Source organism: Alteromonas sp. 5E99-2, from assembly GCF_017368475.1.
Classification (GTDB): Bacteria; Pseudomonadota; Gammaproteobacteria; order Enterobacterales; family Alteromonadaceae; genus Alteromonas_F.
This window is the reverse complement of the sequence record NZ_JAFNJE010000008.1, coordinates 150,309-168,839: the sequence shown is the minus strand read 5'-3', so window position 1 is coordinate 168,839 and position 18,531 is coordinate 150,309. Positions and strand designations below refer to the sequence as shown.

Sequence of the window (18,531 nt, the reverse complement as noted above, 5' to 3'; positions counted from 1 at the left end):
TTGAACCCTTCGGGCAGTGCTTGTGCCCTATTTCTGCTGCTTTATCACTCCTTTATGTAGAGTAACTACACTACAGTCGTTCTGCATTGCATAAACAGGGCACAAACCGCTGCAAAATTGTACAGCAAAGATCAACACGCCCTAAAGTATTTTACTATCGGCTATTACGCTACGTTAGAGTCAACCATAATCTTACATAAAAAATTTGTTAACAAAATATTGACAGTCACAGTGGCTTTCTGGGATTATGCCCAAATATATAGCAAATGCCCCATCATTAGGTATTTTTTCCTTTCTGTAACGTGAAGTATCATTTTTTATTCAAGCTGATAAACACTTATGAGATGCGGTCGCTTCGATTTGCAATAGCTTTTATGCATTGCATGAAATGAGATAACCAATAAATTAAAAGGTTGGTAACTAAGATGAAACCTGAATCGTCTAAAGTGAATTTTGACAATATAAGTGAAGAACAGCTCCCTATACCAAAGCATAAGCGCAAAGGATGGGGTCATTTTCTGGGTTTGTACGCTGGAGAGCACGTAGCGGCAACTGAATTTGTTATTGGTGCAACTTTTGTAGCCCTTGGCGCAACGATGACAGATATATTGTTAGGACTTTTGATTGGTAACCTTCTTGCAGTCTTGAGTTGGACGTTAATCACCACACCTATTGCTGTTGAGACGCGATTAAGCCTTTATACCTATTTACAAAAGATTGCGGGTAACTCAATGACCACCCTATATAACTGGGTAAATGTCATTATCTTTACCGTTATTTCAGCCGCTATGGTCACGGTTTCTGCCACTGCTGTTCGATTCGCATTCGGTATACCCGCTCAATTAAACTGGTACCCAACAAATGCATGGTTTGTACTCATTGTGCTGGCAGTGGGTATGATAGTAGTTCTGGTTGCGATGTATGGATTTAATGCAGTCTCTAATTTTTCTAAAATTTGTGCTCCTTGGCTTTTTGTAATGTTTATAAGCGGCCCTATGGTATTAATGCCTGCACTAGCCGAACACGTTATTGGTGCAACAACATTAAGTAGTTGGGCTGACTTCATGCATATTAGTAGCATTTCTGTGTGGACAGGTATCAATGCCCAAGGTGAGCCAGGAATTGGCTTACTTGAAGTGATAGGCTTTGCTTGGGCAGCAAATACAATTACTCATGTTGGATTAATCGATATGGCCCTTTTGCGCTATGCCAAAAGTAGAACCTATGGATTATGCACATCTTCAGGCATGATGTTTGGACATTATATTGCGTGGATTTCAGCGGGTATAATGGGAGCAGGAACAGCGGTTATCGTTCAAAAATCAATTGTAGAGCTCGATCCAGGTGATGTAGCATTTCAAGCCTTAGGCTTATCTGGCTTAGTGATAGTTATAGTAGCAGGTTGGACTACCGCAAATGCAAACCTTTATCGAGCGGGTTTAGCGGCTCAAGCTATATTCAAAGACCACTCGCGTACTAAAACAACATTGATTGTAGGTATTGTTGCTGTATGTATAGCTTGTTTCCCATTTGTATTTAACAAGATGTTACCTTTATTAACCTATGCAGGCCTATTGGTTGTTCCTGTTGGAGCTATTGTATTTACCGAACACTTTATATTTCCTCGTATTGGCTTTACCCGTTATTGGGCAACCTTCCGCAATTTAACGCACAGTACCCCCGCCGTCGCGTCTTGGGGACTTGGGTTAGCATTTGGTTTTGGCCTTAATGCATTAGATCTAATGTCGTTTTATTATTTGTTTATCCCTACTTGGTTCTTTACTGCTGTCGTCTATATTTTACTATCCAAGCGTTATGGCGCAGCTAAAAAATACCCTGAGCAACAAGCTAGCCTTGATAATTACGACAATCAAGTTGAGCAATATCATCAAGCACAAGCGCAACACGAGCCGGTATTAGTAAAAAAACAATCACTAATGACTAAAATAGTAAATTCCATTTCTTTGCTTAGTTTAGCTACGACCCTAGCGTTAGCGTTCAACACTATGTTTTTGAGCGGAGATGTCTTAGCGTATGAAGAAAATAGAGAGCTATTTTTCGATATTGGCTTTATTTGCACCATTATTTATTTTGCTTCTGCCTATTGGGTTATGCAACAAAACAACAAAGTTGTCGATTAAGTTAAAAGGAATACCTCATTATGCAAACTCGAACAAATATTTGTTTAAATAACCAAAACTTACACGCCTTACCTTCGGCTATTAGCGTACCGGCATACGACCGTTCAAAAGTTACTTCGGGTATTGTTCATATTGGTGTAGGTGGCTTTCATCGTTCTCACGAAGCTTTTTATACCGACGAATATATGGCTCAAAGTGGTGATTTAAGTTGGGGGATTTGTGGTGTAGGTTTGCGAGATGCAGACAGAAAAATGCAATCGATTCTCAAAGAACAAGATTATCTATACACCCTCATAGTACGTCACCCAAATGGTACAATTGATAACAAGGTTATTGGAAGCCTAACAGATTTTTTATTAGGCTGTGATGACCCAATAGCCGTTATAAACAAGATGGCCAGTGAAGAAACAAAAATTGTATCTCTGACCATCACTGAAGGTGGGTATAATTTTAACCCCGCAACAGGGGAATTTGATTTTACAAACCCTGATGTCATTCACGATTTGGCTAACCCGAATACACCGCGCTTGGTGTTTGGTTTTCTGATTGCTGCACTACAGTTGCGCTTTAAAAGAGGTTTAGCCCCTTTTACCATTCAGTCTTGCGACAACATACAACACAATGGTGATGTCGCTAAGAAAATGACTATTGCCTATGCAATGAAGGTTGACAATGAGTTGGCAAAATGGATTGAATCATCAGTATCATTTCCAAACGCTATGGTTGACCGCATCACACCTGCAACCACTCCAGAAGATATTGCATATTTAAATACGCTAGATTTAAGAGACCAGTGGCCAGTAACATGCGAACCCTTTCATCAGTGGATAATTGAAGACAAGTTCACTTTAGGACGTCCGCAATGGGAACAGGTAGGCGCTCAGTTTGTTAATGACGTGACCCCTTATGAAAACATGAAAATTCGCCTGCTCAATGCTGGCCATTCTGTTTTGGGCATTTTAGGCTCACTGCATGGCTTCAGTACCATAGATGAAAGTGTACAAGACCCTTTATTTGCAGAGTTCTTAAGGCTCTTCATGGATTTAGAAGTCACGCCCATTTTACCTGCCGTGCCTGGTATTGATTTAGATGAGTATAAGAATACGTTATTTGAGCGTTTTTCGAATCCCAATATCAAAGATAGCTTGGCGCGAATATGCTCTGAGAGTAGTGCAAAGTTGAGTACTTTTATGTTGCCTACCATTGTAGAAAACCTAGCTAAAAAGGGTGAGATCCAATGTGCAACATTAGTCATAGCTGCTTGGTGTTTATACAGTGATAAACAAGTCGATTTACAAGGAACACCATTGGTTATTGCTGATGAAATGGCTGACGAAGTTCATCAATTCGCGAATAAAACGGCCCAGCGTTCAGACTCACTACTAGAGTTAGCATCTCTATTTTCGTGTGTGTCGAGTTCAGAAGCTTTTGTCACCGCTTATAAAACACAGGTAAAGGCTTTGTATAACACGCCTAACATTAAGCTTCATATGCAAACTATATTGCGTAGCCGGACTTCTGTATGAGATGTTTAGCCTGCTAAGTGCAAGTCAGTCAATGAATTTATACTTGCTTTGATTGTACTGACATTTAGGATAATACAGTGGATATTTGTATTAAATTGGATGATTGAGTTTTCTATTTTTTCCTAACAAAAGTAGAACACTCAATTGTATAAACCGCAGCATATTAGTAAGTTTAGAGGAAGCATCAATGCTTGGTGCGTTTTTATCAAGAAACCTTACGGCTTCTTTACGCCCAAACATTGCAGCCCAGTCTCTGGCGTTCATGTTTGTATGATTTTTAAAATGTGTATTTGCACCGTATTGTAATAATAAGTTCAATATCTCTACATTACCTTTAAATGCCGATGCCATTAGTACCGTATTACCCATAAAATCCATTGAGTTAACATCGGCGCCAAGCTTCAATAAAGCTTCACAATAATCTTTTTCGCCATTATAAACAGCTAACATAAGCGCGGAATACCCACGAGCATTTTTCATATCAAGATCAACATTCGGATCATCAGTCACAAGGTGTACGAGTCCTGGCAAATCTCCTGTACGAGCGTAATCTAGTAGATTAGACTCACTGCGAAAGGTGGTTTTATAGTCACTCCAAGTTTTCATATATTTGATACTCCGTTATTTGAATTTTGAAAATGCGGACTGATTGACTCAGCCCGCTTTTAACTCAAAAATTAGCTACAGCGCAACATCATCCAAGTTAATTCCAAGTGCTTTTGCAATACCTTCTGCATAAGCTGGAGATGCTTGATAACAATTGTAAATGTGACGATGTTGAACTTCGACCGATGCTCCGCCAAGACTTCTAGCGGTATTATCAAACAGCACCTGTTGTTGTTCTGACGACATAAGGTTAAATAGAGCACGGGGCTGAGAGAAATAATCGCTATCATCTTCACCAAACTCCCAGTTATATGCATTACCATCAAGTTGTAATGGCGGCTCTTTTGCATGAGGCTGTTCTTGCCATAACCCCAAACTATTTGGTTCATAGCCCTTCGTGCTGCCGAAATTTCCGTCTACACGCATAGCGCCATCGCGGTGATATGAATTCACAGGACAACGGGGTTGGTTTACTGGAATATGTGCGTGGTTGACCCCTAAACGATAACGCTGCGCATCACCATAAGAAAATAAACGTCCTTGCAACATTCTGTCTGGAGAAAAACTAATCCCCGGAACAACGTTTGCAGGAGCAAAGGCGGCTTGCTCTACTTCAGCAAAATAATTATCTGGGTTGCGGTTTAATTCCATTACCCCTACATCGATTAATGGAAAATCAGCGTGAGACCAAACTTTAGTTAAATCAAAAGGATTATAAGAGCATTCTCTTGCTTGTTGCTCGGTCATAATTTGCACTTTTAATGTCCAGCGAGGGTAATCTCCTGCTTCAATCGATTCATACAAATCTTGTTGATGGCTTTCACGGTTTTTACCCACTAACACTTCCGCTTCCTCATCAGTCAAGTTTTCAATACCTTGCTGCGTTTCGAAGTGGAATTTGACCCACGATCTCTCGTTATCTGAATTGATAAAACTAAACACGTGACTACCAAAGCCATGCATATGACGGTAAGTACGTGGGATCCCACGATCACTCATCACAATAGTGACTTGGTGCAAAGCTTCTGGAAGCAGAGTCCAAAAATCCCAATTGGTATTCGCACAACGTAGGTTTGTACGTGGATCTCGTTTAACCGCGTGATTTAAATCAGGAAACTTTAATGGATCTCTTAGGAAAAATACTGGGGTGTTATTGCCCACCAAATCCCAGTTTCCTTCATCAGTGTAAAATTTCATCGCAAAACCACGGATATCACGTTCTGCATCTGCTGCACCACGCTCACCAGCAACGGTAGAAAAGCGAACAAACATTTCGGTTTTTTTGCCTATCTCGGAAAATATACTGGCTTTCGTATATTTAGAAATATCATGAGTAACAGTAAAAGTTCCGTATGCGCCGGACCCCTTTGCATGCATGCGTCGCTCAGGAATTACCTCGCGATCAAAGTGTGCTAGCTTCTCAAGGAACCATACATCTTGAAGAAGCATTGGCCCTCGAGGCCCAGCAGTTTGTGCATTTTGATTGTCAGCGACAGGAGCGCCATTAGCTGTAGTCAGTTTATTATTTATTGTCATTTCCATTTCCAGTGTAGGTTTGCGTTATGGATATAATATTGCGTAGTAACAGGTGAATGTATAATACTCTTTATCGATAGATGTAATTACTAAATACTATTGATTTTATTATTAATATTGGGTTTTCCCTATTCCGACCAAGAGCATTTAAATTTTTTCCCATCGGCAAAGTTATTCTAAAGTTATCGTCATTGAAGTCATGGTCAGAGTGTAATATTGATTATTTTTAAGCCTCAGCTCATTTTCCTTAGTCAACGTTTTAAAATGAAAAACGCCAATAGAGTATAGAACAAATTGTAGTAATGAATTTTTCTTTACTACAAAACCTGTATTGCGAAGTGATTTTTAAACAAAATAGTCAATTTGGAATAAAATACCTATTAGACATAGCTAAATTGAATAATCGATTACTGCCTAATTGTGTTATTGTTCTATGCATATAATGATTTAGCATATGACTATGCTTAACTTACTTATTCCCATATTACTACCTTAAGGGACTGTGCAATGACTTTAGACATACCGTCTGTAACACATCTAAAACAACTTGAAGCTGAAAGTATTCATATTTTCCGTGAAGTGGCTGCAGAATTTGATAACCCTGTAATGCTATATTCAGTAGGAAAAGACTCTTCTGTACTACTTCATTTAGCAAGAAAAGCCTTTGCTCCAGGAAAAATACCGTTCCCATTACTACACGTTGATACTACGTGGAAATTCAAAGAAATGATTGAATTTCGCGACCGTATGGCGGCAGAGTATGGCTTCGATTTGTTGGTTCATATAAACCAAGAAGGTGTTGACCAAGGCGTAGGTCCGTTTTCTCACGGTAGTGCAAAGCACACTGATGTAATGAAAACTCAAGGTTTAAAACAAGCCTTAAACAAATACAAATTTGACGCTGCATTTGGTGGTGCTCGCCGCGATGAAGAAAAATCTCGCGCGAAAGAGCGGGTTTATTCGTTTCGCGATGAAAACCATCGCTGGGATCCTAAAAACCAACGTCCTGAACTTTGGAATATTTACAACTCTCAAATAAATCAAGGCGAGAGTATTCGCGTATTCCCAATGTCTAACTGGACTGAGCTAGATATTTGGCAGTACATTTACCTAGAAAACATCCAAATTCCTTCATTGTACCTAGCGAAACCTCGCCCTGTTGTTGAAAGAGACGGCGTATTAATTATGGTTGATGACGAGCGTATGCCTTTAGATGGCGAAACACCAGAAATGCGTTCTGTACGCTTCCGTACTTTAGGTTGCTACCCATTAACAGGTGCTGTTGAATCTGAAGCAGATACATTGCCAGAAGTTATTCAAGAAATGTTGCTGACTAAGACCTCTGAACGCCAAGGTCGCGTTATCGATCACGACAGTTCTGGTTCAATGGAAAAGAAAAAAATGGAAGGTTATTTCTAATGACCACCGACAATATTGTATGGCACGAGCACGCAGTAAACAAAGCTGCTCGTTCATCAGCATTGGGACAGGCAGCTAAAGTCATTTGGCTAACAGGTTTAAGCGGCTCTGGTAAATCAACACTATCCGGTTTGCTTGAAAAGCGCCTCGTCGCGGCACAAAAACACACCTATTTACTCGATGGCGATAACGTTCGACATGGCTTGTGTGGCGATCTCGGATTTAGCGATAAAGATCGCGTAGAGAATATCCGCCGCGTGAGTGAAGTATCCAAGCTTTTTGTCGATGCAGGCTTACTTGTTTTAACCGCTTTTATAAGCCCGTTTAAAGCCGACAGAGACTATTGCAGAAACTTACTAGACGACGGCGAGTTCGTTGAAGTATTTGTTGATGTGCCACTTGCTGAATGCGAAAAACGCGACCCTAAAGGCTTGTATAAAAAAGCCCGAGCGGGAGAAATCAAAGATTTTACAGGCATAAGTTCAGATTACGAAGCGCCGGAATCTCCTGAAATTCACTTTACATGGAAAGATGAAACACCTGAAGCATCAGCAGAGCGTTTATTCCAAATGCTGGTAGAAAAAGGTGTTGTAAACCTATGATAGATTCAAACACTCAAGATCACATTATTGCGTTAGCGAAAAAGGCTGGCGATGCAATCATGGTCATTTACGATAAAGATTTTGCGGTATACGACAAGTCAGATAGCAGCCCGCTAACAGAAGCAGATTTAGCCGCCCACAACATTATAGTTGAAGGCTTGGAAGCAAGCTCTACGTTTCCAATCTTATCGGAAGAATCCGCAAGTATTAGTTGGGAAGAGCGTAAGACTTGGGATACCTATTGGTTAGTTGATCCTCTTGACGGTACAAAAGAGTTCATAAAAAAGAACGGTGAGTTTACGGTTAACATTGCCCTTATCCACCAAGGTACGCCTGTTTTTGGTGTGGTGTATGCTCCGGCATTAAAACGCACGTACTGGGGAAGCCTAGAGTCAGGTGCCTATATGGACGATGAGCAAGGTACCCGTTCAATATCCGCTGCCAAGCACAAAGACGGCGAAGCGTGGAAAGTGGTAGGTAGCCGCTCTCATCAAAGCCCTGAGATACAAGCATTACTGGCTGAATTAGGCGGTGAAGCTGAATTAGTTGCAATGGGCAGTTCTTTGAAACTATGCCTCGTTGCAAGTGGTGACGCCCATTTATACCCTCGATTAGGTCCAACATCAGAGTGGGATACCGGCGCAGCCCATGCCGTGGCTTTAGCCGCAGGCGCCAATGTAACCGTTCTTGATCCGAACAATCCTTTTGATGACGCTGCGTTAGCTTTAACGTACAACCAAAAAGATTCTGTTTTAAACCCTTATTTCCTTGTGAGCGCTGAATAATGAACAGTGATAATACATTAATCCAACAAGACATCCTTGCTTACCTAGAGCAACATGAAAATAAAGATCTACTGCGTTTTTTAACTTGCGGTAGTGTTGATGACGGTAAGAGTACTCTTATTGGTCGCTTGTTACATGACTCAAAAATGATTTATGAAGATCAACTTGCAGCCATTACCAAAGACAGTAAAAAAATGGGTACAACAGGTGAAAAAGTTGACCTTGCACTATTAGTAGACGGCCTTCAATCAGAGCGTGAGCAAGGCATCACTATCGATGTGGCTTACCGTTATTTCTCAACTGATAAACGTAAGTTTATTATTGCAGACACACCAGGACACGAGCAATACACGAGAAACATGGTAACCGGTGCGTCTACCTGTGATCTTGCGATTATTTTGGTTGATGCCCGCGGTGGTGTGAAAACCCAAACAAAACGTCATTCGTTCTTAGTATCACTTTTAGGTATAAAACACGTTGTTGTTGCCATTAATAAAATGGACCTAATGGATTACAGCGAAGAAGTTTACAATCAAATTCAAAAAGATTACTTAGCCTTTGCTGAACAACTTAATATTGAAGATATTCAGTTTGTGCCTATTTCTGCACTAGAAGGTGATAACGTTGTTAATTTAAGCGACAAAACACCTTGGTTCTCAGGCCAACCTTTGATGGCGATGCTAGAGTCAATTGAAATTGGCAACGATTCAAACACTGAAGATTTCCGCTTCCCTGTTCAATACGTTAATCGTCCAAATTTAGATTTTCGTGGATTTGCAGGTACTGTAGTGTCAGGGCAAATTGCCCCAGGTGATGAAATTACAGCGTTACCGTCGGGTAAAACATCGAAAGTGAAATCCATTGTCACCTTTGAAGGCGAACAAGAAAATGCTTATGTTCCGCAAGCAGTCACACTAACACTTGAAGATGAAATTGATATTTCTCGTGGCGACATGATTGTAAAATCAAACAACACGCCGATTCATGCATCTCAGTTGAAAACTCATTTAGTGTGGATGTCTGAAGAGCCATTAATGCCAAACAAGCAGTACTACTTCAAGTTTGCGACAAAAATGACAACAGGTGCCGTTGCCCACATCGATCATCAAATTGATGTAAATACTTTAGAACAGCAGCAAGCGCTGCATTTAAACCTAAATGAAATTGCAGTTGTCGATCTTAAATTAACCCAGCCTATTGCGTGTGACCCGTACACGAAAAACCGTGAAACAGGCGCATTTGTGGTTATTGATAGATTAACTAATGGCACTGTTGGTGCAGGTATGGTTATCGATGCATTGGCTGAAGGTGAACAGCATGCTTCTGCTCAATTCTCTGAATTTGAACTTGAATTCAATGCATTAGTACGCAAACATTTCCCTCACTGGAACACAACAGACATTACTAAACTGTAACCAGACGGGAATATGGACTCTATACAACTCATTGTACTGGCAGTATTTGCCAGTACAATTTTTGCGTTAATTTTTAGCAAACAACGCCCCTCAACCATTTTTGCGTTGTCAGCATTGATATTGCTGGTAACCCAACAGCTCACTTTTGATGATCTGTTACATAACTTAACCAATAAAGGCTTAATCACCCTCGTTTTATTACTTATTGTAAGTGGCGCTGTGGACAAAACCGCGTTAATAAAAAGCTGGGGACGAAAACTCATTACTGCCAGCTATAAAAAATCTTATTTACGGTTATTTGGTCTCACTTTTTTCTCGTCTGCGCTATTAAACAACACGGCTATTGTGGCCACATTAATTGGACCAGTAAAACAAAACCAACACCATAGTGCCTCTAAATTACTTATTCCCCTTTCCTATTCTGCTATTTTAGGCGGAACAGTGACCCTTATAGGAACCTCAACGAATTTAATCGTTAACAGTTTCCTCATAGAACACGGCCATTCCGGTTTTAAATTTTGGGACTTCACCGTATTTGGTTTAATCGCAGGGCTAAGCTGCGGTGTCTTACTATTTTTACTCACGCCCTTGTTGCCAGAAATTAAACGAAAAGAGGCGAAATACACAGAGTACTTATTAGAAGCTGAAGTAGAAGAACATTCAGAATTAATTGGAAAAAGTGTAGAAGCCAATCACTTAAGAAATTTACCTGAATTGTTTTTAGTCGAAATTATTCGCAAAGGCACTCTTGTTACCCCTGTTTCCCCTGAGTTCGTTATTCAACAAGGCGATAAACTCATTTTCAGCGGCAACGTGCAAAATATTGACAACCTATCTCATATAAAAGGTTTAACTATTTTCGCAGAATCAAATGGGTTAATGCGAGAAGACCTGACAGAAGTGATTGTGTCTAACCACGCACAAATTATTGGTCAAACTATTAAAGCTCTAGGCTTCAGGGCCTTATTCGATGCGGCGGTAGTCGCTATACGCCGAGACGGCGAGCAACTATCGGGAAAATTGGGCGAAATAAAACTCCAAGCTGGGGATTTTTTATTGCTAGCCGCTGGGCCAGACTTTAATAGTCGACAAAACATTGCAAAAAACTTCTTCACCTTATCGGAACAACGGGTCGCTAGAAAGTTATCTCATGTACAAGAGTGGGCGACATTAGGTGGCTTCATCACTACTATACTGCTTGCAGCATGTGAAGTAGTGCCCTTGGCAATAGGGCTACTTTTCTTTTGTGCTTTGTTAGTTGCATTTAAAGTCACCAACAGTGGTGAAATTAAACGCAACCTGCCTCTTAACCTGATCATGGTGATTGTAGGCGCACTCAGCTTAGCCTCAGCGTTAGAAAATGCAGGTGTGATTCCGTTATTCATAGACGTCCTTACCCCAATTTTATCTGGTTTCAGTGTATTTCATGCATTGGTGGTTATATACGTTGTCACCCTATTGCTGACCGAATTTGTCACAAATAACGCAGCAGCCGCATTAATGTTTCCCTTTGCTTATGGCCTAAGCGAAATTGTCGGCGCTCCTATATTACCTTTTGCATTGGCAGTGGCATTTGCAGCCAGTGCGAGTTTTATTTCTCCTTACGGATATCAAACTAATTTACTTGCTTACAATGCGACTCATTACGAGTTTAAGCATTTTATAAAAGTGGGCGTTCCTATCTCTGTTTTGTATAGCTCAATTGTGCTTTGCTTACTTAACATTGTTTACCTATAAAGGTTACACCTATGACTACACTAAAAACTGTATTCACTATTGTATTGGTCACTTTATTTATCATGCCGAATGCTTTTGCAGATGAAGCTTGGTTACTTATTGATGATTTCGAGTCGGGAACATTAAACGGTTGGGTAAAAAAAGACACCCGTAACAACACGTCACCGCACTTGCCGAACCCTCAAGTTACTGAAGTACGACAATCAAGGTCTGAGAAAAACCATTACTTAATCAAAAAACCGGCCCCAGAAGGTATTATAGGTAATCGCAAAGCACTTTCTTTTAAAGCTCTGCCTACCCAAGTGGCTGTGGGTGAAACCTATACATTTTATTCTCGCTTTCAAGTTGAGTACTTTCCCAATAACCATGTTTTTGGTCTTAGTAATTTAGACCCTAAAGGAATTGAAGAAAACGACTACAATGCCTTCGAGCCTTCTATCCGTATTACCGATAAAACCGAATCTAACGGATTTAAAAACGACGGCACCCTAATGGTTAAAAAAGGCAAAGGGTACGACAAAATACACACGGCAGACACAAGCATCACGGCTATGCCGCTGAAAGAAGGCGTGTGGTACCAAATATGGTATGTCGTAAACAATGCATCTAAATCTGAAGGTGGCCAATCTTACGATGTGTATGTTCAAGGTGGTGAATTTCTTACCCAAACAAAAGTCTATTCTCACGCTGACTTTAGAATGAAACGTGAACAGCCATTGACGTATTTCTTAATGAACTGCAATACTGGTCCTGAGAAAAACCCTTATGGAAATGGCGGTATTTTATATGACGACTTGTATATGGTTGAAGGTATTGTATTAAACTCCCCTATTTCAGAGTAAGTAAACCCAACTCAGAGTACGCCATTTTAATAAGCTTGAATATAATTGAGTAATGAAAAAAGAAAACGTTATGGCAATAACGCCATAACGTTTTTTAAATCGTCACCTCGTAATTTAATTTGATTCGTTCAGCTTAAATTGATTCATGAGAGACTAATCTTGCACTATCTACAAAAGCTTCAGCACTTCCATTATCATTAATTGCAATAGCTTCCAGTGAAACCGATGTAGTATTTCCAGTATTAAAACTTACAGAAACAAAACGGTATCGAGAGTTATCAAATTCACTTTCAATGACTTCATCATCAACTGTTACTTGTATTTTCCCTGCTCCTTTAGCAAAAAAAGAAAAGGTATAATTGGTATTCGTTGATAGGTCGATATTCTGAGCTAGAAAAGCACTCGTGCCATCAAGTCGAACTGAATTGTCCAAAGAAAAAACATCACTTGCATTGGTTACTATTGTCGCTGATGAACTCTCCCACCCGGTTAAATCACCTGAACTAAATTCAGGGTTAGTTAGCTCAATCCGTGGCACTTTAAATTCACTAACAGGCGCTTCATAACTTATAGGGCCAACTAAACTTGCATCAAGAACACCCCTTCGATTTGTAACTGATGGTACTTCAGTAAGGACCTCATCAGCACCAATAAAAGTACGCTGAGTCCGTGTTTGCCCATCCATGTCCAGTGAAGGTAACTCAAAATTTCCTGTATCAACCCCAAGGTTAGCAATCAAACTTGAATTATCTAGACTCGGCCTAAAAACACCTAGGCTATCTTCTACTAATTCGGGATCAGAAAACGTAAAGCCTTCAATGTTAGTTATAGAGCTGCTATCAGTAAGTCTTGCTCCAAAAACAATGTTCCCCGATATAACTGAATCTTCTAAAATTGTTTCTGGGTTTCTTATTGCAGCGTCTACCGCATTGTCTACAATATTGTTAACTAGATATACATTTCGAGCATCTTCTTCTTCTCTACCACCAGATAAGTTAATACTGTTAACGCTATCTACAACGGTATTATTTGCAATCAATACATTTTCAAGAAACTGATATCCATTTGTTGTTGATAGATCAGAATTGTGTATTAATATGCCGCCATAGAAACTTGAAGAAGGATTCCGTGCACCAGAAATATAGTTGTTTGTAACCGAATGATTAGCATCAACTATTCTAATTCCACCAGCAAAAGGGTTTCCGTCGCCAAAAATAAAATTATTATCAATAGTCGTATTTTCACCATGACGTGTAACAAGTGACCCTCTGTTATCCCTTAACGTGTTATGCCTAACCGTAACATTCCCAGCTTTAACTGAAATAACTTCAGCTTCTCCATCAAAATGTTCAAAATAATTATGCTCAACAATTGCGAAAGAATCAGATGTATGAGAACGACTATCACCTAACCTCATTGCTTCATATTCATTGTCGCTGCTTAACGCATAAGCCCTACCTTGAGCAGGTGGTCTATCACCAAAATAATTGTGATCAATAAGAGTTCGATCTGGTTCGTCGGTAACGACCCGCTCTATTACTAGTAATGGCCCTTGCGCCGTTTTACCAGAGAATCGGTTGTGATCTATACGGTTATCTGTACCATAAACCTGTATCCAACGTGTATCCGAAGTTAAGCCATTCATATCTAAAATAGTGTTTTCGGTTACTCTGCAATGCTGACAAATGTCCCGACTCTCAGAACGGGTTTGTATTAATCTTTCATCAACATTACCCTCTCTGAAAATAAACCCTTGTAATACAACATACTCACCGCTCATGTTGACTTCAATCGTTCCGTCAATAACCACTTTTCCCGGATTTTGAGCCGCTACGGTTATGGGATTATCAGCACTGCCAACACCACCAAAATCAATATTTAAACCCGTGTATGTTCCATCAGCTAAGCATAGTGTAGTACCTGCTGTTAAGTCAGTATCCGCGGCACGTTCTAACGCAGAAATAGTATTAACAACATCAGTACAACTGACTGTAGGAACACTATCATTGTCTCCGATATTAGTTTTTGACAAAAATTGTGCTGAGGAACTTCCAGCTGTTTGAGCAGATATGGAACCCGCTAAAATAGACAGTATTGTAGCGCTTAAAAAATGTAAGCCGTGATTTTTCCAAAGTTTCATTTATAAACTTCCTTAACAATTACCTTTTGAAAGAAAAATGTTGGGAGTTAAAAAAGGCGATAAAACAACCAACTGTTACGTTATAACACAGAAAAACCCTAATCCAATAAGTTAATTAAAATTTAATATAAGGATCTATTTAAGCAATTAGGGTGCCGAATAATAACAATACAAAACTAACCAAAGCTTAAATTGCTAGTTATAGACAACTCCACTCCGCAAAGAACAAGGCGTCTAGAGAGATATAAAACAGGTAAAAACTGCAGTATCTTGAAAATGAGGATTACGGAATATTTGGATGTATAGAATATGACAATACCTTTACACCACTATCGATGTTACTTTAGGTTGACTTACTTGAAATTTACTTAGCAACCTTTTAGTAGTTGGGTTATACAATGAAATATAATTTTCAATTTATTTACGGCTCCGCTATTTTTCTTCTATTTACATTGGTAGCTCGTGCTGAACCGGCCCACTTTAAGGAAGAAAAATTAAACAGTTACCTTCAACAGGTAATCTCAGAAAACAAAACTCTGGGTTTATCCGTGCTGGTTTTTCAAAACAACAAAGAAGTGTTTTATCGTGAACTTGGTGTAAGCGACCGCGAAACAAAGCGAGAATGGAGCCGAGACACACTGGTTAATATCTATTCAATGACTAAACCCGTCACCGGCATTACGTTAATGACGCTTTATGAAGAGGGCTTATTCAAATTAGATGATCCGGTATCTCGCTACTTACCTGAATTTAGTAACCTGCGTGTTTTTGAAACATTAGATAGCAATGATAAACCTATACTTAGGCCAATCGAGCGCCCCATAACTATTCTGGACTTAATGCGTCACACTTCAGGTATTGGTTATGATTGGGAAGGCAACTACCCCGCTAAGCAAATGGAAAAACTAGCCCCATTTTTACCGGAAAAACCCCTTAAACAAATGAGCGAAGAAATAGCATCACTGCCACTTCATTTCCAACCGGGAACGCAGTGGCTTTACGGTGCGTCAGTAGATATTCAAGCACGATTAGCAGAGGTGCTTTCAGGCATAGACTATCAAACACTGGTTACCCAAAAGGTACTCTCGCCGTTAAAAATGAACAACACAGGCTATTTCGTACCTGGTGAACAAAAACACAAGGTTAGTGCTATCTATATTAAAAATGATGATGGTACCTTCATTCGCGAACCTGACGAGTTGGTTTATGGCTTATACTCTTCCCCACCAGTACAAATCAATGGAGGCCACGGGCTAATTAGCACTATTGATGATTACATGCGCTTTGCTTTAATGTTGCAAAACAAAGGTGAATTAGACGGTGTGCGTATTGTTAAACCTGAAACCTTAGACTTAATGACTAAAAATCATTTACCACAAGGGTTAACAGAAAAAAGTTGGTTACCGAGTAAAGGGAATGTAGGGTTTGGGCTCAACTTTGCCGTTCGCATTGCCCCTCCAAAAGACAGCAACGAAAACTTTGGCGTTGTGGGAGAGTTCTTCTGGGATGGCCTTGCCAGTACGTTATTTTGGGTAGACCCAACCAACGACATAACGGTTGTCTTTTTTACCCAAAAACTCCCGTTTGATGAAAAACTACATAAAGGCATTCGAAAGCATGTTTATGAAGCGTTCGGAATGGCATATTAATTTTTCCACCCTAAAGACATGCAAGATGGTGTCATTGAAGTTACTGACACGATATTTCAACCAATTTACCTTATGTAAAAGATGTACATATTGCCTTTGATCACCACCACAGTGAAACTTTGCGTAACGAAAAATCAGAAAACAAACGTGGGAGAACTCATGCTTAAGTTCAATGGCGGCAGGCATGACGCAGCAGGAACATGCCAAGTACCTCACTAACAAAGCAGTAGCGCCCTCAGTGAACTTATCAAGGTCATCACTACTGACGGCTAGTGCATCAAATGAATAATTCGTATCGAGTAGTCTCAGTAACTAATCGACACGAAATTAAACAAAAAAACCATCCAATCCAAAAATAAGATTAAATCAATCTAATTTAACAGTTTTATTGATCAACTCTAATTCTCCATACTGCACTTAGCCAAAACCAAGGCCTCTAAAAAATACGACTCGCGTATTAGGCAAAACGTTTACTGGAGAGTAAAAATGAAATTAAAGAATTCACTAATTATTGCAGCCACCCTTTTCGGCTTAGCAAGTACAGCAAGTGCAGATACACTTACTCGTCAAAATGGCGCGCCCGTAGGCGACAACCAAAATTCTCAAACGGCCGGCCCATGGGGCCCAGTATTACTTCAAGACAGTCACCTAATTGAAAAGCTTGCAGCATTCGACCGTGAACGTGTTCCAGAGCGCGTTGTGCATGCAAGAGGTACAGGTGTGCACGGTTACTATGAGAATTACGTAGATCTTTCCGACATCACGGTTGCCGCACCGTTTCAAGGTGAAAACAAAAAAACCGATGTTTTCGTGCGCTTCTCAGCCGTTATTCACGGTCACCAATCACCAGAAACACTGCGTGACCCTCGTGGCTTCGCAGTGAAATTTTACACCGAACAAGGTAACTGGGATTTAGTTGGAAACAACTTCCCAATCTTCTTTATACGAGATGCAATTAAGTTTCCCGATATGGTTCATAGTTTAAAGCCATCTCCGGTTACCAATGCTCAAGATGCGTCCCGTGTATTCGATTTTTTCTCCCACATTCCTGAAGCGACTCACATGTTGACTCATTTATTTTCAGATATGGGAACCCCAAAAAGTTATCTAAATATGGATGGTTCTAGTGTTCACGCTTTTAAATTCGTCAACGAAAAAGGACAAGTAAAGTACTTTAAGCTAACTTGGAAAACCAACCAAGGTGTGAAGAACTTTACCGCTCAAGAAGCACAAGAAATGCAAGGCATAGACTTCCAGCCAATGACAACGGATATCTACACTCGCATTGGCAAAAATGGCGAATCGGCAACTTGGGATTTATATCTACAAACTATGGAGCCAGAGCAACTTGATGATTTTGAGTTTAATCCACTAGATACTACAAAAATCTGGCCTGAGTCGTTAATTCCGGCAAGAAAGATAGGTAAATTAACGCTTAATCGCGTACCTGATAACTTCTTTGAAGAAACGGAACAGTCGGCTTTTGCACCAAGTAATTTAATACCGGGAATAGAGCCGTCTGAAGACAGAATGTTGCAAGGTCGTTTGTTTTCATATGCTGACACTCAGCGCTACAGAATTGGTACAAATGCATACCGCATTCCAATCAATGCGCCTCGTAATGCAAGCATTAACAACCACGAGCAACACGGTCAATTGCGTACTACAAACAGCAAGCGCGATGTGAATTATCAGCCTAGCCGCCGTTTGGATTTAAATGATGACAATCAATTTAAATATGCACAAACCCCACTGGCTGGTACTACGCAACAAGCGCCTTTCTACAAGCAACGCAATTTTGCCCAAGCAGGAGAGAAATTCCGCTCGTTCAGTAAAGTTGAGCAGCAACACCTTATTGAAAACTTAGGTTCAGCCTTGGCAGGTGTGCCAGAAGAGGAAATCAGAGTCATCATCAGCGCTTACATGTATAACGCAGATGTTAATTATGGAAAAGCGGTAGCGAAAGAAGCTAATGCTCCATTGCGTAAAGTAAAAATCGTCGCCAAGCAGCTACTTGATGCGCAAGCACAAAGAGAGAAACACGCAAAGAAAGTAGCAGATGGTTATAACCGTATCGCGTACAGACAAGATTTCTAATCCATTCATTTAACCTTATCGCTAATGACACAAACC

The 18,531-nt window shown here is 40.1% G+C and carries 13 protein-coding genes; 10 read left to right on the top strand and 3 right to left on the bottom strand.

All coding sequences use genetic code 11. From position 1 onward, the window contains the following. The first annotated feature begins 425 nt into the window (after positions 1-425). Together J3L16_RS10325 and J3L16_RS10320 are read left to right on the top strand one after the other, a co-directional pair. Positions 426-2,141: a hypothetical protein gene (locus J3L16_RS10325; protein WP_207612898.1), complete on the top strand. Its 1,716-nt coding sequence runs from the start codon at positions 426-428 to the stop codon at positions 2,139-2,141. A gap of 20 nt (positions 2,142-2,161) precedes the next feature. Continuing rightward, the gene (locus J3L16_RS10320) at positions 2,162-3,667 is read left to right on the top strand and encodes a mannitol dehydrogenase family protein (protein WP_207612897.1); all 1,506 of its coding nucleotides are present in this window, start codon (positions 2,162-2,164) and stop codon (positions 3,665-3,667) included. 90 nt (positions 3,668-3,757) lie between these two features. Here the strand turns inward: J3L16_RS10320 and J3L16_RS10315 are convergent, their stop codons facing one another. Both J3L16_RS10315 and J3L16_RS10310 read right to left on the bottom strand, forming a co-directional pair. After that, on the bottom strand, positions 3,758-4,273 hold the full coding sequence (locus J3L16_RS10315; RefSeq protein WP_207612896.1) for an ankyrin repeat domain-containing protein: 516 nt from the start codon (positions 4,271-4,273) through the stop codon (positions 3,758-3,760). A gap of 75 nt (positions 4,274-4,348) precedes the next feature. Continuing rightward, positions 4,349-5,809: a catalase gene (locus tag J3L16_RS10310; RefSeq protein ID WP_207612895.1), complete on the bottom strand. Its 1,461-nt coding sequence runs from the start codon at positions 5,807-5,809 to the stop codon at positions 4,349-4,351. Between the two features lie 507 nt (positions 5,810-6,316). Here J3L16_RS10310 and cysD point away from each other — a divergent pair. The 6 genes from cysD to J3L16_RS10280 all read left to right on the top strand — a co-directional run bounded on the left by cysD (position 6,317) and on the right by J3L16_RS10280 (position 12,609). Next, positions 6,317-7,228, top strand: a complete 912-nt coding sequence (gene cysD, locus J3L16_RS10305) for a sulfate adenylyltransferase subunit CysD (protein WP_207612894.1) — start codon at positions 6,317-6,319, stop codon at positions 7,226-7,228. Continuing rightward, on the top strand, positions 7,228-7,830 hold the full coding sequence (gene cysC / locus J3L16_RS10300; RefSeq protein WP_207612893.1) for an adenylyl-sulfate kinase: 603 nt from the start codon (positions 7,228-7,230) through the stop codon (positions 7,828-7,830). Before cysD ends, cysC begins: the two co-directional genes overlap by 1 nt. Further along, a complete protein-coding gene (gene cysQ / locus J3L16_RS10295; protein WP_207612892.1) occupies positions 7,827-8,615 on the top strand; it encodes a 3'(2'),5'-bisphosphate nucleotidase CysQ in 789 nt (262 codons plus the stop codon). Before cysC ends, cysQ begins: the two co-directional genes overlap by 4 nt. Next, complete coding sequence (gene cysN / locus J3L16_RS10290) at positions 8,615-10,030, top strand: sulfate adenylyltransferase subunit CysN (protein ID WP_207612891.1); 1,416 nt, start codon at positions 8,615-8,617, stop codon at positions 10,028-10,030. Before cysQ ends, cysN begins: the two co-directional genes overlap by 1 nt. 12 nt (positions 10,031-10,042) lie before the next feature. Beyond that, complete coding sequence (locus tag J3L16_RS10285) at positions 10,043-11,767, top strand: SLC13 family permease (protein ID WP_207612890.1); 1,725 nt, start codon at positions 10,043-10,045, stop codon at positions 11,765-11,767. Between the two features lie 62 nt (positions 11,768-11,829). After that, positions 11,830-12,609: a hypothetical protein gene (locus tag J3L16_RS10280; RefSeq protein ID WP_242698793.1), complete on the top strand. Its 780-nt coding sequence runs from the start codon at positions 11,830-11,832 to the stop codon at positions 12,607-12,609. Positions 12,610-12,742: 133 nt separating this feature from the next. Here the strand turns inward: J3L16_RS10280 and J3L16_RS10275 are convergent, their stop codons facing one another. After that, a complete protein-coding gene (locus J3L16_RS10275) occupies positions 12,743-14,749 on the bottom strand; it encodes a polysaccharide lyase 6 family protein (RefSeq protein ID WP_207612888.1) in 2,007 nt (668 codons plus the stop codon). Positions 14,750-15,147: 398 nt separating this feature from the next. Here J3L16_RS10275 and J3L16_RS10270 point away from each other — a divergent pair, with 398 nt between their 5' ends. Continuing rightward, positions 15,148-16,398, top strand: a complete 1,251-nt coding sequence (locus J3L16_RS10270) for a serine hydrolase domain-containing protein (protein ID WP_207612887.1) — start codon at positions 15,148-15,150, stop codon at positions 16,396-16,398. 486 nt (positions 16,399-16,884) lie between these two features. Next, a complete protein-coding gene (locus J3L16_RS10265) occupies positions 16,885-18,495 on the top strand; it encodes a catalase (RefSeq protein WP_207612886.1) in 1,611 nt (536 codons plus the stop codon). Positions 18,496-18,531 lie beyond the last annotated feature (36 nt).

Bases quoted from the DNA above. Each gene is read 5' to 3' on its own strand.
- J3L16_RS10320 (WP_207612897.1), top strand. From the start codon at position 2,162: ATGCAAACTCGAACAAATATTTGTTTAAATAACCAAAACTTACACGCC.
- J3L16_RS10285 (WP_207612890.1), top strand. From the start codon at position 10,043: ATGGACTCTATACAACTCATTGTACTGGCAGTATTTGCCAGTACAATT.
- J3L16_RS10315 (WP_207612896.1), bottom strand. From the start codon at position 4,273: ATGAAAACTTGGAGTGACTATAAAACCACCTTTCGCAGTGAGTCTAAT.
- J3L16_RS10310 (WP_207612895.1), bottom strand. From the start codon at position 5,809: ATGACAATAAATAATAAACTGACTACAGCTAATGGCGCTCCTGTCGCT.
- cysQ (WP_207612892.1), top strand. From the start codon at position 7,827: ATGATAGATTCAAACACTCAAGATCACATTATTGCGTTAGCGAAAAAG.
- J3L16_RS10270 (WP_207612887.1), top strand. From the start codon at position 15,148: ATGAAATATAATTTTCAATTTATTTACGGCTCCGCTATTTTTCTTCTA.
- J3L16_RS10325 (WP_207612898.1), top strand. From the start codon at position 426: ATGAAACCTGAATCGTCTAAAGTGAATTTTGACAATATAAGTGAAGAA.
- J3L16_RS10275 (WP_207612888.1), bottom strand. From the start codon at position 14,749: ATGAAACTTTGGAAAAATCACGGCTTACATTTTTTAAGCGCTACAATA.
- cysD (WP_207612894.1), top strand. From the start codon at position 6,317: ATGACTTTAGACATACCGTCTGTAACACATCTAAAACAACTTGAAGCT.
- cysN (WP_207612891.1), top strand. From the start codon at position 8,615: ATGAACAGTGATAATACATTAATCCAACAAGACATCCTTGCTTACCTA.
- J3L16_RS10280 (WP_242698793.1), top strand. From the start codon at position 11,830: ATGCCGAATGCTTTTGCAGATGAAGCTTGGTTACTTATTGATGATTTC.
- cysC (WP_207612893.1), top strand. From the start codon at position 7,228: ATGACCACCGACAATATTGTATGGCACGAGCACGCAGTAAACAAAGCT.
- J3L16_RS10265 (WP_207612886.1), top strand. From the start codon at position 16,885: ATGAAATTAAAGAATTCACTAATTATTGCAGCCACCCTTTTCGGCTTA.